A 13472-nucleotide genomic window follows, 5' to 3' on the forward strand; every position below is an offset into this window, starting at 1 on the left:
TCATTTCCTGCACTATCCCCTGTTCCAGACCGTATGCCCGGATCTCCCTTTTAATGGAGATCCCATGTCACATCCGCTTTTCGAGACCGGTTTCTATGGTCGTCTGCGCCAGCAGGCGGGCACGCAATGGCACGCCTATGTAAGGCACGATTTTGTGCAGCAACTCGGTCAGGGTACGCTGCCTCCTGCCGCCTTCCGTCACTATCTCACCCAGGATTATCTGTTCCTGCTCCACTTCGCCCGTGCCTGGGGTCTGCTGATCAGCAAACTCTCTGAGCCTGACGCTCTACGACGCGCTACGGCATCACTTAACGCGATTATCGGTGAACTGCCGCTGCACCTCGCTTACTGCCAGCAATGGGGCATCAGCGAGGCAACAATGGCACGCGAACCCGAAGCAGCGGAAACGCTCAATTACACCCGTTATGTGCTGGATGCCGGTCACACCGGCGATGCACTGGAGCTCATAACGGCGCTGATGCCCTGTGTTGCCGGTTACGCTGAAATCGGCCTGACTTTGCTGGATGATCCTGCGACGCGCATTGAGGGCAACCCTTACGCCGAATGGATTGAAAATTACGGCGATGAAGCCTATCTGGCCGGGGTAGGCTCGTCACTGATACTTTTTGAAACGCTGGCTCAGCAGCGCGCCGGAGAACAACGTTTTGATCGGCTGGCGGAGATTTTCACCACTGCGACCCGGCTGGAAGCGGCATTCTGGCAAATGGGGATAGATCACGCTGCCGATCTTCGGGTCAGACCATGAGCCAGCTGTGCAATGCCACACCGCCAGGTATTTCAGTTCGCCAGCTCAGCCTTACGCTGGGTCAGCAACAACTTTTCAGTCAGCTTGATCTGGAGATCGCCGGGGGTAAATTTACGGCGTTACTGGGTGCCAGCGGTGCAGGCAAAAGCAGCCTGATGCGTGTCATTGCCGGTCTTACGCCACCCAGTTCGGGACAGATTAGCGGCAGCGATGGCCTTCCGCTGACCGGACGCATCGCCTGGATGGGGCAACAGGATTTGCTCTATCCGTGGCTGACGATTGAGCAAAATGTCTGCCTGGCCAGTCGGCTGAAAGGCGAGAAAGCCGATCGCGACTGGGCGCAGTATCTGCTGGCAAGGGTTGGGCTGAGCCAGAGCGCCCGCGCGCGCCCCGCTACACTCTCCGGCGGGATGCGTCAGCGCGCTGCGCTGGCCCGCACTCTCTACACGCGTCAGCCTGTTGTGTTAATGGATGAGCCATTCTCCGCGCTGGATGCATTGACCCGTCATGAGATTCAGATGCTGGCGGCGGAGGTGCTGGTCGGTCACACGGTGCTGCTGATCACCCACGATGCCGCCGAAGCCTGTCGTCTCAGTCATCACCTGCTGGTGATCGGTGCGGCGGGAATCGAAGCCTCTCCACCACTACAGGGCCTGCCGCCAAGGGCAGCCGATGACGCCGGCTTAATACGAAGTCAGGCCGCACTGTTGAAACAGCTAAGCGGAATAGCCAGATGAGCACACGTTTCGTCCGTTTGCGTCGTGGAATTACGCTGTTTGCCGGTCTGATTGCAGCATGGTGGCTGGCCACGCTGACCTGCATTCCCGCCTTTCTGCTGCCCTCGCCCGTTGCAGTCGCTATTGCGCTGTGGCAGAACGCTGACTATCTCAGCTATCACACTCTGATTACCCTGACCGAGATCCTCAGCGGCATGGCGCTCGGCGTGCTGCTGGGTGGTGTGCTGGCGCTGGGCATGACCTATTCACCGTGGTTACAGCGCTGGATGATGCCGCTGGTGATCACCAGCCAGGCGATTCCGGTATTTGCGCTGGCTCCGCTGCTGGTTCTCTGGTTTGGCTTTGGCATGAGCGCCAAAGTCGCGATGGCCGTGCTGGTGATCTTCTTCCCGGTAACCTCCAGCTTTTTTGATGGCCTGCGCCGCGTTACGCCCGGCTACCTTGACCTGGCTCGCACTATGGGCGCTTCCCCTTCAGCACAACTGCGCCATGTCAGGCTGCCAGCGGCGCTGCCTGCGCTGGGTTCAGGGTTACGGATGGCGGCGGCCGTCGCGCCGATAGGGGCAATTATCGGCGAATGGGTCGGCTCAGCGGAAGGGCTGGGTTTCGTGATGCTGAATGCCAATGCCCGGATGCAGAGCGACCTCTGTTTCGCTGCCCTGTTCATTCTGGTGCTGATGACCCTCGCCCTGTGGCTGACTATCGATCGCCTGCTGCGCCGCCTGATTAGCTGGGCTCCTGAGACAATTTGATGACCCTTAAAATGAGAAATCCCATGACTAAACTGCCCCTGTTAACCCTGCTCTTCAGCGCCACCTTAACCACTCAGGTTCAGGCGATGGAAAAACTGACGCTGGTACTCGACTGGTATATCAATCCCGATCACGCGCCCATTATGGTGGCGCAGCAGACCGGCGCGTTTGCCGCTGAAGGACTGGAGGTAAATATCGTGCCGCCTTCCGATCCGGCCCTGCCGCCACGTCTGGTCGCGGCAAAGCAGGCGGACTTAGCCATTACCTATCAGCCTCAGCTGCATTTCTTCGCCGATCAGGGATTGCCACTGATGCGGGTGGGCACGTTGATTGACACGCCATTGAACACACTGATGACGTTAGACAAAACGGTGAAAAAACCGGCGGATTTAAAAGGTAAACGCATCGGCTATTCAGTGAGTGGCATTGAGCAGGCGACGCTGGCGACCATGCTGGCCCATGACGGCGTCAAAGCCGATCAGGTCAAATTGATTAACGTTAATTTTCAGCTCACCAGCGCCCTGATGACCGGCCAGGTAGATGCGGTTATCGGCGGCTATCGCAATATTGAAGCGCTGGAGTTGAAACTTGCCGGCAAAGAACCCGTGGTGCTTAACGTCGAGGATTATGGTGTTCCCGCTTATGACGAGCTGATTATCGTCGCCAACCGTGACGAGGCGCACTCGGAGAAGATTCAGAAGTTTCTGCGGGCATTGAAGAAGGGAAATGCGGAGCTGCAGGCGCATCCTGAGGAGAACTGGCTGATCTTTGCCCGCGAGCATCCTGAGCTGAATACACCGCTAAACCATCAGGCATGGCGTGCCACGCTGCCGCTGTTCGCCGCCGATCCGGCAAAACTGGATCGTGCACGCTATCAGGCTTATGAGCAATTTCTGTTTGATAACAAGCTGATTAAAGGCATCACGCCGGTTCAGCGCTACGCTATCGGCAGTGAGTGATAAGCGCCCGCAGCGAGCGCTGCGGGCAGGTTATTAATGAGACTTCTGAAACAACCAGTGTTCAATGTCACTGGCGGGCAGAGGTTTTGAGAAGAAGTAACCCTGAATCTGATCGCAACCGTAGGTTTTCAGTAATCCCAGCGTCGCTTCCGTTTCGACGCCTTCAGCCAGCACGGTATAATTCAGCTCTTTCAGCATCTGGATAATGCATCTGACGATGATTTTCGATGCGTCATCCTCACCCATACGCGAGATCAGTGACCGGTCAATTTTAATCACATCCAGCGGGATATCCTGCAAATAGCTAATGTTGCTGTAACCGGTGCCGAAATCATCCAGTGAGATCACAAAACCGTGAGATTTCAGCGCTTCCAGCCCTTTTATCGCCACATCACTTTTGGTGATCAGTTCATTCTCCAGACACTCAATGCCCAGGATAGCGTTAGGCAACTGAGCGGCCGCGAGTTTAGCCACCAGCTCATCGGCAAAATCGGGCCTGGCGAAATCGCGCTCACTGACGTTGATTGAGACCGGAATCAGATCATATTCGCGATTCCAGCGCGCCAGTTGTTCAACGGTGTGATCGATAACCCAGTTGGTCAGATCGGAAATCAGGTTGGTTTTACCCGCTAACGGAATAAATTCGGATGGAAAGAGCTCACCTCGCTCAGGATGATTCCAGCGAATCAGCGCCTCCAGCCCGACCGTCTTACCAGTTCTGAGGCACACTTTAGGCTGCCAGGCCAGATAGAGCTCTTCATCTTTATTCAGCGCCTGAGCCAGATCGTTCATGATCATAAAATCATCGGTGCGCCGCGAGTCGTAACTCTCGTCAAACGACATTGCATTGATGTTTTCATCAATGGCCTCATGCAGCGCGCTCACGGCCTGACGTATCGTTTCATTCGCATTCATCTGGCCCGGAACAAACTCTGTTTCGCCAGTAAAGACATTCAGATCGAGCGTAATGTTTTCCGCCAGGTCGGCCTTCATGCCTTTAAACAGGTCGGGCATATTGTGTGCTGTAAACCGATCCGAATAGGGCTGAACGATGGCGAAACGGCCAGGTGCAAACGAATAGAGTGTTTCATTCTCCGGCAGATTGAGCCGGTGTGCGACATCCTGCGCCATCTGCTTCAGGAGTTTTTCCATCGGCGCAACGCCTACCGCGCGCGTAAGTTCATAAGCGCGAATGATATCGAGACAGTCGATAAGAATCAGGCGAAAACGGCTATGAGGCGCGGTCAGGGTCAGTTGATGAATATCACGAATCAGGCGGGGACGATTCGGCAGATGCGTAATAACGTCGGCAAAACCCGCGTTATTCCAGGCATCCAGAAAAGAGGAAACCAGCGTAGCCAGTGAGCGCAGCGTGACGAGTTTGTCATCCGCAAAGGGATGTGGCTGCGTATCAGTTACACAGAGTGTGCCCAGCACGGCACCGTCGAGGTTCTGCAGCGAAACGCCGGCATAAAAGCGAATATGCGGGTCGCCTTTAACAAACGGGTGAGTAACAAAGCGCTCATCCAGTAAGGTGTCATACACGACCAGGTGCCCTTCACCATCAATAACATGGCGGCAGAGAGACTCATCACGGGTCGATTGCTTAAGATCAAAGTTACGTGAGGCTTTAATATACTGATTGTGGTCGTCAACAATCGAAATAAAACTGCCTGAAATACCCAGCACCTGGCTGGCGAGATTAACAAATCTCTCCAGCACTTTGTCCCGTGCTTCATCTGGTGACAAAAGTGCCTTAATTGCACTGAGACGTTTTAAGTCGCTGCCGTTTTGCTCGTTATGCACTGAAACCTCTCTTATGCAGGCGCAAAAATCGAAATAATTTAGCTTACAAATGCTCAATTAACGCCCAATTATCAGATAAATAACGGCTCAATCTGACAGTACTTTCACAGCGAAACAGTGTCGCACGATATATGATCGCTGTCGAAACCATTTAACGCTCTTCTTTCACGCGCGCAACCTGTGGCGACTCCGGCCTGAAGCCAAGACCAATAAGGCGTCCCAGCACGAAACGCAAGAATGGCAGGCGACGGATAATCGCAGGAATCTTGCTACTGCCCGAGGGTTTTCTATTTGCTTTGTTGCGACTCATTTTAATCTGAAGAAACTGCGTGGCGACGGTAGGGAACTGACGTCGTTTCTGCACATTTTCCAGATCGCGCAGTTGCAGTTCACCCCGCTTCAGGGATTCCGTCAGGAGGTTGGCCGTCGCAACTGCATCCTGAATCGCCAGATTTACACCCACCCCGCCAATTGGCGACATGGCATGAGCCGCATCACCAATACAGAGCACGCCGGGTCTGGCCCACTTATCCAGCCGGTCAATACGTATCGACAGCAGCTTAAACGCCTCCCAGCTCTCGATTTCTGCCATGCGCGTCGCTTCAAAAGGTGATAGTGCCACAACCTCTGCTTTAAACGCGTCGAGTCCGGCAGCCTGTTTCGCTTCAAACTCTCCTTTCGGAATAGTCAGCCCGCACTGCCAGTAATCACCGCGATCGATAACGATAAAGTTCTGACGGGGTCCTTTATGTCCCATCCCAATGTCGGGATCCTGTGGCTGCTTACTTAAGCGGAACCATATAACATCGCGCGCTGCGCCAAATTCCTGTCCCGTCAGCCCGGCCGCTTCGCGCACACGGGAATGGCGGCCATCGGCACCGACCACCAGTTTACATGTGATATGCAGCTGCTGATTCCCACGAGAAGCCGTCACGCCACTGACCGTGCCATTCTCATATTTCAGCGACTCAAACGACGTTGATTGCAGCAGACTGAAGCCGGGATAGCGGATGCTCTGTTCTGCCATGTAGTTCAGGAAATCCCACTGAGGCATAAAGGCAATAAAGCGACACTGAACCGGCAAACGTGAGAAATCAGCCATTGTAATGCTCTCTCCTGCTATCTCCGCCTCCAGCTTTTCAGCACGCTGATGCGGTAGCCTCAGGAAAGCGTCCAGGAGTTCGAGCTGATGCATAATTTCCAGCGTCGAGGGGTGGATGGTATCACCACGAAAATCGTGCAGAAAATCGGCGTGCTTTTCGATCACTATGACACGCAGTCCCGCGCGGGCAAAAAGATAGCCCAGCATTAATCCCGCAGGACCACCACCCACAATACAGCAGTCAGTGGTGAGAATTTCAGTGGAATGTGGCTGCATATCAGCTCCCTGTTGCGCCAGTATTGCTATGATTATTGCGTCAGCCGTGGCGATATGACCGCCACCGGTTGATGGTGCTGTGCTCAGACTAATCACTCAATGCGATTTATTCCAATCGAAGCTGCTGAACGGCCATTATTGATTCAGCAGTGAGGAGATCATCATGAACGTGATCCGCAATACGCTTTTTATTTTGCCGCTGTTAAGCCCACTGGTTGTGGTCGCCGCGCCGTATGACACCCTGAAGTTTGCTCTGCGGCAGCAGCAAATAACGGATGATCTGCGCCAGAAGTGTCAGATATTGCCCGCCGTAACTGATGAAAAATTGCGGCAGACGTTTATCAATGATAAACAGAACATGGAACAGAATCAGGCAACATTAAAAGCAGCGGTGCAGGCCCTGAAAAATCATGACAATCCAGCCTATCGCGAACGCGTGGCACAAGTGGTTTGTCCACCACAAACCGAGTAACACTTTTCCTCAGGCGAAATTGATCCTGGCGTTTGTTTTCACTTTACCACTCAGTAAACTGGCACGCTGGTTTGTTTAAACAAGAATGTCTTAATGAACGAAGAATCACCGCAGCCGGTTTATGTTCCTCGCTCCATTGCAGCGCGTAGCCGGATGTTCCGCGCCCTTCTCTATCGTGATAAAACGCCGCTGGCGATGCTGTTTTGTGCTGCGCTGGTCGGTTCGCTGGTTGGCCTGGCAGGCGTGGCATTTGCACGCGCCGTTGAAACCATCCAGCAGTGGCGTGCCGACACGCTGACTTCAGGGCAGTTACAAGGCTGGATACTCTACGCCACTGCCTTTGCCATCTCGGCTCTGCTGGCGATGGTCGGCTATTTTCTCGTCAGACGTTATGCTCCCGAAGCGGGTGGCTCGGGCATTCCTGAAATTGAAGGGGCGCTTGAAGAGCTAAGACCTGTGCGGTGGTGGCGGGTCATTCCCGTGAAATTCTTTGGCGGCATGGGCACGCTGGGTGCCGGAATGGTGCTGGGCCGGGAAGGCCCAACGGTACAGCTGGGCGGGAACATAGGACGCATGGTCATTGATATTCTGGGAATGCGCAGTAATGAAGCCCGACATACGCTGCTGGCTACCGGTGCGGCCGCCGGTCTGGCTGCTGCTTTTAATGCACCGCTGGCGGGCATCCTGTTTATCATCGAGGAGATGCGCCCGCAGTTTCGTTATAACCTGATTTCGATTAAAGCTGTGTTTACCGGCGTCATTATGGCGAGCATCGTGTTTCGCTATTTCAACGGCGAACAGGCAGTCATCTCCGTTGGCAAGCTGGCTGATGCGCCAGTGCAGACGCTGTGGCTCTATCTGATACTGGGTATGGTTATCGGTATGGTCGGCGTCTTATTTAACCGTCTGATATTCATCACGCAGGATCTTTTTGCCCGCTTTTACGCGGGTAAAACGGCACGTGTGGTACTGGCAGGCGCATTGCTGGGCGGGGGTTGCGGCATTCTGGCTCTTCTGTTCGCTCCAGGCGCAGGCGGCGGTTCTGAACTGATTCCCCAGGCGGTTCATGGTCTCTTCCCGTTCACCCTGCTGTTGGTTATCTTCCTGGTCAGGCTGATAACGACTCTGCTCTGTTTTGGGTCAGGTGCACCCGGCGGTATCTTTGCCCCGATGCTGGCATTAGGGACACTACTCGGTACAGCATTTGGGGTGGCAATGTCGGATCTGTTTCCGTTTTACCATCTTGATGCGGGTACTTTTGCTATCGCAGGGATGGGCGCACTGTTCGCGGCTTCGGTAAGAGCACCACTCACCGGCATTGTGCTGGTACTGGAAATGACAGATAACTATCAGCTGATATTGCCGATGATCATTACCTGTCTGGGCGCTACGCTACTGGCACAGTTCCTGGGAGGAAAACCACTCTACTCATCTATTCTGGCCCGCACGCTGGCGCGTCAGGCAGACGCTACCCGCTCGCAGTGAGCGGGTAGACGGCTTAGTTACTTATTATCAAAATAATCAGACGGCATCTGTCCAGGTGCCTGATTGATTACGCTATCGTTATCAGGCCCTTCGTTTTTCATGTAAGTCACTTTCGCAAACTCAGGAATAATTACGTACGGATAGGCCGGACCTTCATCGCGGAAGCGGTGCATATCATCGATAAAGTCATTCTGATAGCAGATGGTTTTCTCCGGATGCTGGCCTTCCCCCGCAATCCATTGTGGGAAGAAGATCGTTCCATGAAGCAGAGTGCGATTCAAATCAAACAACAGACTGACGCAGGTGCCGGTAGGTTCATGCCAGTCAACTTTGTAGATGCCTGGCGCAAATTGCACCGCGTGCATTTTCTGGTTGGTTACCCACCGACCACCTACCAATCCCTGATGGATACGGTAGTCACAGGTAGTTTCATTGCGAGCATACCACTCATATTTCCAGCCATTATCATAGGTATAAACAAAATGCGTGCCAATGAACTCAGACAGATCGCTGGCGATATTCTCTGGAGATTCTCCTGACATGTTAACCTCTGTTAAAAAAGCGCATTTGAAATGCACGGATGAATGTCAAAAACAGGCTTTAGCACAATAGGTCAGTGAATTTAGACTATGGCGCAGATTCTTTTTTTTGCCATATGCTGCCAGAAATATTTCTGATAAATAAAAAATCGGGGACCGTTTTTTATTTATTTGATAAAACCGCAAGTGAATTGAATTCATCCAGACATAAAGCAGAGCCTCTCAAACCGGTCATACATTGTTGAAGATAAATGAATTGACGGGTCGTCGTCATTAGTCTGAAAGACTGTATACATCTGAGTCTTAAAATCGGGGGCTGATATCAGAGGCACTAAATGATAAAAGCCCTGACTGAAATAGCCAGGGCTTTTAAGGTACGACAGATTTAACGTTTACCATTAACTAACTTAATTGAAAGGTACTGCTTCGATACTACTATTTATGAACAGATCCTGCGGATAATAATGATCACGAAAGAAAAATGTCATTACCATTAGCGGTTTTCACCACCTGATAGTCTTTCAGGAGACAAAGACAGGTCAGGCCCGTATAAATCTGTACACCCCCATCGCGATATATACTCTTTGATGCGTTGCCTTACTTTCATTACGACGTTTAAACCGCAATCGTATCCTGTCGCAACGTAACGTTCAGAACTACGAGGCCTTACATCATCGCGACGCGATACTGCAAACTACATATTACAACACCTTAAAACTTACTTCGACTCCATTTAACAGGGTTATCATTAACTAATGTTTAGTTTCAAAGAACAATGTTTAACAGAACCGCCGACGATGTTGAACCAATATTCGTCGACACCTTTTACGCTTAACACCACAGGTTTCTGGTGTATCAGGGCTGCTTCATGCCGCTGATGAGTTCTACTTTACGCATATAAAAAACGATGTCAACACTGTTATTAAAGACATGTTTATATCTGCAGTAGAAGGGTTTACCAATTATTTAATCTCTGCACAAGCCCGCAGATTTCCTCTAAAGGTTAAGAATAATTGAAGCCTAATCTATTCGATATAAATAATTCAGCAGGTCACTATTTATTTTCCACGCACGGCGGTAATAAAAAAGGCGCCCGCAGGCGCCCCTCAATCAGTGTATGCCAAAACCTGCTTTATTTTTTCAGGTTTGCCAGCAACACTTTTGCGGTCTCAGCCGATGAACCCGGATTCTGACCAGTAATCAGCAGGCCATCCTGAACCGTGTAGGACTGCCAGTCATCGCCACGTGAGTAGATACCGCCATTCTGTTTTAATGCATCTTCTACCAGGAACGGTACTACGTCCGTCAGGCCAACGCCCTCTTCTTCACTGTTTGTGAAGCCAGTAACTTTTTTGCCTTTAACCAGAGGCGTGCCATCCGCATTTTTCACATCACGCAGGACACCGGGAGCATGACAAACCAGTGCAACCGGTTTGCCAGCCTGCAGCGTTTGTTCGATCAATGAAATGGAGTGTTTGTCATTTGCCAGATCCCACAACGGTCCATGACCGCCAGGATAGAAGACGGCATCAAATGCATCCTGGTTCACCGTATCAAGTCTGACAGTCGAAGCCAGCGCAGCCTGAGCAGCAGAATCAGCATGGAAGCGACGGGTCTCATCGGTCTGAGAATCGGGCTCATCACTTTTTGGATCAAGTGGCGGCTGTCCGCCTTTTGGCGACGCCAGCGTAATGTCAGCACCCGCATCAAGAAAGGCATAGTAAGGCGCGGCAAGTTCTTCCAGCCAGAAACCGGTCTTCTTGCCAGTGGTACCCAACTCATCATGCGAGGTCAAAACCATTAAAATTTTCATTTACGCTCCATATAACAGTCAGTCGGTTTCAGGTGTAAGAATATTCAAAATCTGCGTGTAAGCCGCCAGTCACGGCGTTGACCCATTAATCATGGCGGGCTTAAGAATATTTATGAAATTTATCTCTTCAATTTCAGCTATTCACATAGCATTATAGCTCAATGAAATACGATTTGAATTTACTGCCAGTTTTGCTGGTCATGATGGAAGAGCGTAACGTTACTCGCGCAGCAGAACGACTGGGTATCACCCAGCCGGCGCTATCTAATGCACTGAACCGGCTTCGTGAGACACTCAACGATCCGCTATTCATTCGTGAACGTTATGGGATGCGCCCGACACCAAAAGCCGAACAGCTGGCTCAGGTGGTTGGATCGGCGTTGTCATCCATTGATAAAGTGATTCTGGGCCAGCAGGATTTTGATCCCCTTCATGCCACACGGCTATTTACTCTCGCACCGAATAGCTACGTTGAATTCATCATGATGCCTGCCATTGTGGCTCGCCTGCGGACTTCAGCACCTAATGTCAGGCTTCGCCTCACCCCTTTTGGCAATGACGTCACCGAAACCGGCGTAATTTCCGGCAACACCGATATGGTGCTGGGTCGAATCGTTGATCCTCCCGATAATCTGGTGGTGCAGCACCTGATGAATGAGAGTCTGGCCTGTGTATTACGCGCAGATCATCCGTTTGCAGGCGATAGCTTCAGTGCCGAACAGTATGAGCAGCTTAAACACGTCAATGTTCTGCCACCTGGCCGTATGCGTGCAGGATTGTATCAGGCGCTTGAACAGCGCGGTCTGCGTCGTCAGGTTGCCGTATCCGTGACACATTTTCTCGCCGTGCCAGAAATGATTGCAGTCACAGACTATTGCGCCACCCTGCCACGTCTGATCTGTCAGCACCTTTCCCGGGATCCGCGACTCAAAATTGTTCCCGCACCTGTCGATCTCGGCACGTTTCCTGTGGAAATGGGCTGGCATACACGTTATCGCAGCGATCCAGCCCATCGCTGGTTCAGGACGTTAATCATGGAAACGGCACGGGAGCTTTCTGACTCACAGACAAACAATTAGCATGATCACCATTGCCGCACTAATAGTTAATAACGATATGATAACCTGAGTTAGTATTATTCCCATCGGAGGCAGACACCCTCCCCATTCATCACTCAGGAATATGACCATGAAAAACGTAAAAGCACTCTCTATCGCCGCTATCGCTGCACTCTCAATGATCTCGTTTGGTAGCTTTGCTGAGACTGTTTCTGTGACCTCATCCACACTGGATGGCGCAGAATCTAAAATCGCTGCTCAGGCTCAGGAACAGGGCGCGCAGTACAAAATTACGGAAGCGAACACCAATAACCGTGTTCACATGACCGCAGAACTGTATAAATAACGGATGGTCGCAAACGGATTTGCCAGGAGAGGCTGCCCAACGGGCAGCCTTTTTTGTGCCCGATCAGGCAAGACGGGTGGCGTGTGAACTGCCGGTACGCCACCATAAAATCAGCGCGGCCAGCGCTATCGCTCCGAGTACCGCAAACGCCGTGCTATAGGAATAACGTGCGGCGATCATGCCGGTCATGGCAGGACTCAACGCAGCACCTACACCCTGCATCAGCATAATGACGCTCTGTCCGGCGTTAACATGCCCCGTGCCGCGCATCAACGTAACAATGTAGCCAGGCACCGCCACACCGAGAATTCCAGCCGCAATACCATCCAGCACCTGAACCGGAATAACAAAAATCGGCTCGGCAAAACCTGCCGCAATCACCGCGCGCAGCGGTAAAATCATCAGCGCAACCATAATGAAAAGACGATAACCCTGCGTTTCAACGCGCTTTGACACCCACAGCGCAACCGGGATCATTACCAGTTGTGAAATCACCACCGTTGCCGCCGCATACAGCCCCGGACTTACTGCCGCCTGGCCCCCAGCCGAAGCAACGCGCATGCTCAGCATCGGCAGCAACGCGGCATTGGCAAGATGAAACAGCAGTAACGTCACGCCAGCTATCATGAGCGCGGGTTTACGTATCAGCATCGATAAGTTGAGCGCAGGCTGTCGCTCTTCCTGTTTTTCATACCCACGCGCCACATCGTTATCGATTTCGTCACCGCGAATCGCCAGCGTTGCGAAGGCTGCGAAAACCGCCATCACGGTCATCAGAATAAAGACCGCCCCCATTCCCCAGTACCACGCTGAGAAACCCGCCAGCAGTGCAGCAATGGTATTACCGCCATGGTTAAAGGCTTCGTTGCGTCCCATCTGATGGTTAAAACCACGCTGACCGGTCAGACCCAGGGTAATTCCCGCAACGGTCGGGCCGATGAAGGCCGCCGCAATACCTGCCACGATTTGTGAGACCATCGCCGTCCATGTCTGATTGCTGTACCACAGCAGCAGCGTGGCAACGGTGATGACAAGGCAGCCCAGCAGCACAATCATTTTTTTATGGCGGGTTGCATCGGCAGCGATGCCCGCAGGCAGGGTGGCAAGTAATCCGGCTATTCCGCCACAGGTCATCACCAGACCAATTTCGTCTGGTCGCCAGTGTCGTTCCGTTAAAAATATCCCCAGAAAGGGCCCCAGACCATCGCGGACATCGGCCAGAAAAAAGCTCATTAAACAGAGCGCATAAAGTGAACGCTGAGACATGTAATTTCCCTGGAAAGTAAGTGTTAAAGGCAGTTGCGCTTCGGTTAACAGGGAAATTATGTGTTACAACCTGGAAAGTCACATTTCGTTATAGT

General features: G+C 52.3%; 13 protein-coding genes. 8 read left to right on the forward strand and 5 right to left on the reverse strand.

The window, feature by feature from the left end:
- The first annotated feature begins 64 nt into the window (after positions 1 to 64).
- From tenA to Q7C21_RS03145, 4 genes are read left to right on the forward strand one after another with little or no spacing between them, the layout of a single operon-like run.
- Positions 65 to 766 (forward strand): thiaminase II, encoded by a 702-nt coding sequence (gene tenA, locus Q7C21_RS03130; RefSeq protein ID WP_003854952.1) that lies wholly within the window; start codon positions 65 to 67, stop codon positions 764 to 766.
- Complete coding sequence (locus Q7C21_RS03135; protein ID WP_003854950.1) at positions 763 to 1503, forward strand: ABC transporter ATP-binding protein; 741 nt, start codon at positions 763 to 765, stop codon at positions 1501 to 1503. The genes tenA and Q7C21_RS03135 overlap by 4 nt, the downstream gene beginning before the upstream one ends.
- The gene (locus Q7C21_RS03140; protein WP_375150375.1) at positions 1500 to 2255 is read left to right on the forward strand and encodes an ABC transporter permease; all 756 of its coding nucleotides are present in this window, start codon (positions 1500 to 1502) and stop codon (positions 2253 to 2255) included. Before Q7C21_RS03135 ends, Q7C21_RS03140 begins: the two co-directional genes overlap by 4 nt.
- A 23-nt stretch (positions 2256 to 2278) precedes the next feature.
- Positions 2279 to 3214: an ABC transporter substrate-binding protein gene (locus tag Q7C21_RS03145; protein WP_003854946.1), complete on the forward strand. Its 936-nt coding sequence runs from the start codon at positions 2279 to 2281 to the stop codon at positions 3212 to 3214.
- Between the two features lie 33 nt (positions 3215 to 3247).
- On the opposite strand, the gene Q7C21_RS03150 is transcribed toward Q7C21_RS03145, so the two are convergent.
- Together Q7C21_RS03150 and Q7C21_RS03155 are read right to left on the reverse strand one after the other, a co-directional pair.
- A complete protein-coding gene (locus tag Q7C21_RS03150; protein ID WP_375150376.1) occupies positions 3248 to 5020 on the reverse strand; it encodes an EAL domain-containing protein in 1773 nt (590 codons plus the stop codon).
- Between the two features lie 151 nt (positions 5021 to 5171).
- Positions 5172 to 6398, reverse strand: a complete 1227-nt coding sequence (locus Q7C21_RS03155; RefSeq protein WP_008924587.1) for an FAD-dependent oxidoreductase — start codon at positions 6396 to 6398, stop codon at positions 5172 to 5174.
- Positions 6399 to 6561: 163 nt separating this feature from the next.
- On the opposite strand from Q7C21_RS03155, the gene Q7C21_RS03160 reads away from it, so the two are divergent.
- Positions 6562 to 6870 carry a YicS family protein gene (locus Q7C21_RS03160; RefSeq protein WP_375150377.1) on the forward strand — a complete coding sequence of 103 codons (309 nt, stop codon included), beginning with the start codon at positions 6562 to 6564 and terminating at the stop codon, positions 6868 to 6870.
- 93 nt (positions 6871 to 6963) lie between these two features.
- Positions 6964 to 8355 carry a H(+)/Cl(-) exchange transporter ClcA gene (gene clcA, locus Q7C21_RS03165; RefSeq protein ID WP_375150378.1) on the forward strand — a complete coding sequence of 464 codons (1392 nt, stop codon included), beginning with the start codon at positions 6964 to 6966 and terminating at the stop codon, positions 8353 to 8355.
- Positions 8356 to 8372: 17 nt separating this feature from the next.
- On the opposite strand, the gene Q7C21_RS03170 is transcribed toward clcA, so the two are convergent.
- Entirely contained in the window at positions 8373 to 8897 is a 525-nt protein-coding gene (locus Q7C21_RS03170) for a phenolic acid decarboxylase (protein WP_003854933.1), read from the reverse strand.
- 1129 nt (positions 8898 to 10026) lie between these two features.
- Complete coding sequence (locus Q7C21_RS03175; RefSeq protein WP_008924585.1) at positions 10027 to 10707, reverse strand: type 1 glutamine amidotransferase domain-containing protein; 681 nt, start codon at positions 10705 to 10707, stop codon at positions 10027 to 10029.
- A 161-nt stretch (positions 10708 to 10868) separates the two neighbouring features.
- Here Q7C21_RS03175 and Q7C21_RS03180 point away from each other — a divergent pair, with 161 nt between their 5' ends.
- Positions 10869 to 11786 (forward strand): LysR substrate-binding domain-containing protein, encoded by a 918-nt coding sequence (locus tag Q7C21_RS03180; protein WP_003848191.1) that lies wholly within the window; start codon positions 10869 to 10871, stop codon positions 11784 to 11786.
- A 109-nt stretch (positions 11787 to 11895) separates the two neighbouring features.
- Positions 11896 to 12111, forward strand: coding sequence for a YdgH/BhsA/McbA-like domain containing protein (locus Q7C21_RS03185; RefSeq protein ID WP_003848189.1), 216 nt, complete (start codon positions 11896 to 11898; stop codon positions 12109 to 12111).
- Positions 12112 to 12174: 63 nt separating this feature from the next.
- Here the strand turns inward: Q7C21_RS03185 and Q7C21_RS03190 are convergent, their stop codons facing one another.
- Positions 12175 to 13377: an MFS transporter gene (locus tag Q7C21_RS03190; protein WP_008924583.1), complete on the reverse strand. Its 1203-nt coding sequence runs from the start codon at positions 13375 to 13377 to the stop codon at positions 12175 to 12177.
- Between the last annotated feature and the right edge of the window lie 95 nt (positions 13378 to 13472).

This window comes from Pantoea sp. ANP04, assembly GCF_041982285.1.
Lineage (GTDB): Bacteria > Pseudomonadota > Gammaproteobacteria > Enterobacterales > Enterobacteriaceae > Pantoea > Pantoea eucalypti.

Excerpts from the sequence above, each read along its gene's own strand:
- Q7C21_RS03135 (WP_003854950.1), top strand. The coding sequence starts at position 763 with ATGAGCCAGCTGTGCAATGCCACACCGCCAGGTATTTCAGTTCGCCAG.
- Q7C21_RS03145 (WP_003854946.1), top strand. The coding sequence starts at position 2,279 with ATGACTAAACTGCCCCTGTTAACCCTGCTCTTCAGCGCCACCTTAACC.
- Q7C21_RS03175 (WP_008924585.1), bottom strand. The coding sequence starts at position 10,707 with ATGAAAATTTTAATGGTTTTGACCTCGCATGATGAGTTGGGTACCACT.
- clcA (WP_375150378.1), top strand. The coding sequence starts at position 6,964 with ATGAACGAAGAATCACCGCAGCCGGTTTATGTTCCTCGCTCCATTGCA.
- Q7C21_RS03155 (WP_008924587.1), bottom strand. The coding sequence starts at position 6,398 with ATGCAGCCACATTCCACTGAAATTCTCACCACTGACTGCTGTATTGTG.
- Q7C21_RS03190 (WP_008924583.1), bottom strand. The coding sequence starts at position 13,377 with ATGTCTCAGCGTTCACTTTATGCGCTCTGTTTAATGAGCTTTTTTCTG.
- Q7C21_RS03180 (WP_003848191.1), top strand. The coding sequence starts at position 10,869 with ATGAAATACGATTTGAATTTACTGCCAGTTTTGCTGGTCATGATGGAA.
- Q7C21_RS03140 (WP_375150375.1), top strand. The coding sequence starts at position 1,500 with ATGAGCACACGTTTCGTCCGTTTGCGTCGTGGAATTACGCTGTTTGCC.
- tenA (WP_003854952.1), top strand. The coding sequence starts at position 65 with ATGTCACATCCGCTTTTCGAGACCGGTTTCTATGGTCGTCTGCGCCAG.
- Q7C21_RS03160 (WP_375150377.1), top strand. The coding sequence starts at position 6,562 with ATGAACGTGATCCGCAATACGCTTTTTATTTTGCCGCTGTTAAGCCCA.
- Q7C21_RS03170 (WP_003854933.1), bottom strand. The coding sequence starts at position 8,897 with ATGTCAGGAGAATCTCCAGAGAATATCGCCAGCGATCTGTCTGAGTTC.
- Q7C21_RS03185 (WP_003848189.1), top strand. The coding sequence starts at position 11,896 with ATGAAAAACGTAAAAGCACTCTCTATCGCCGCTATCGCTGCACTCTCA.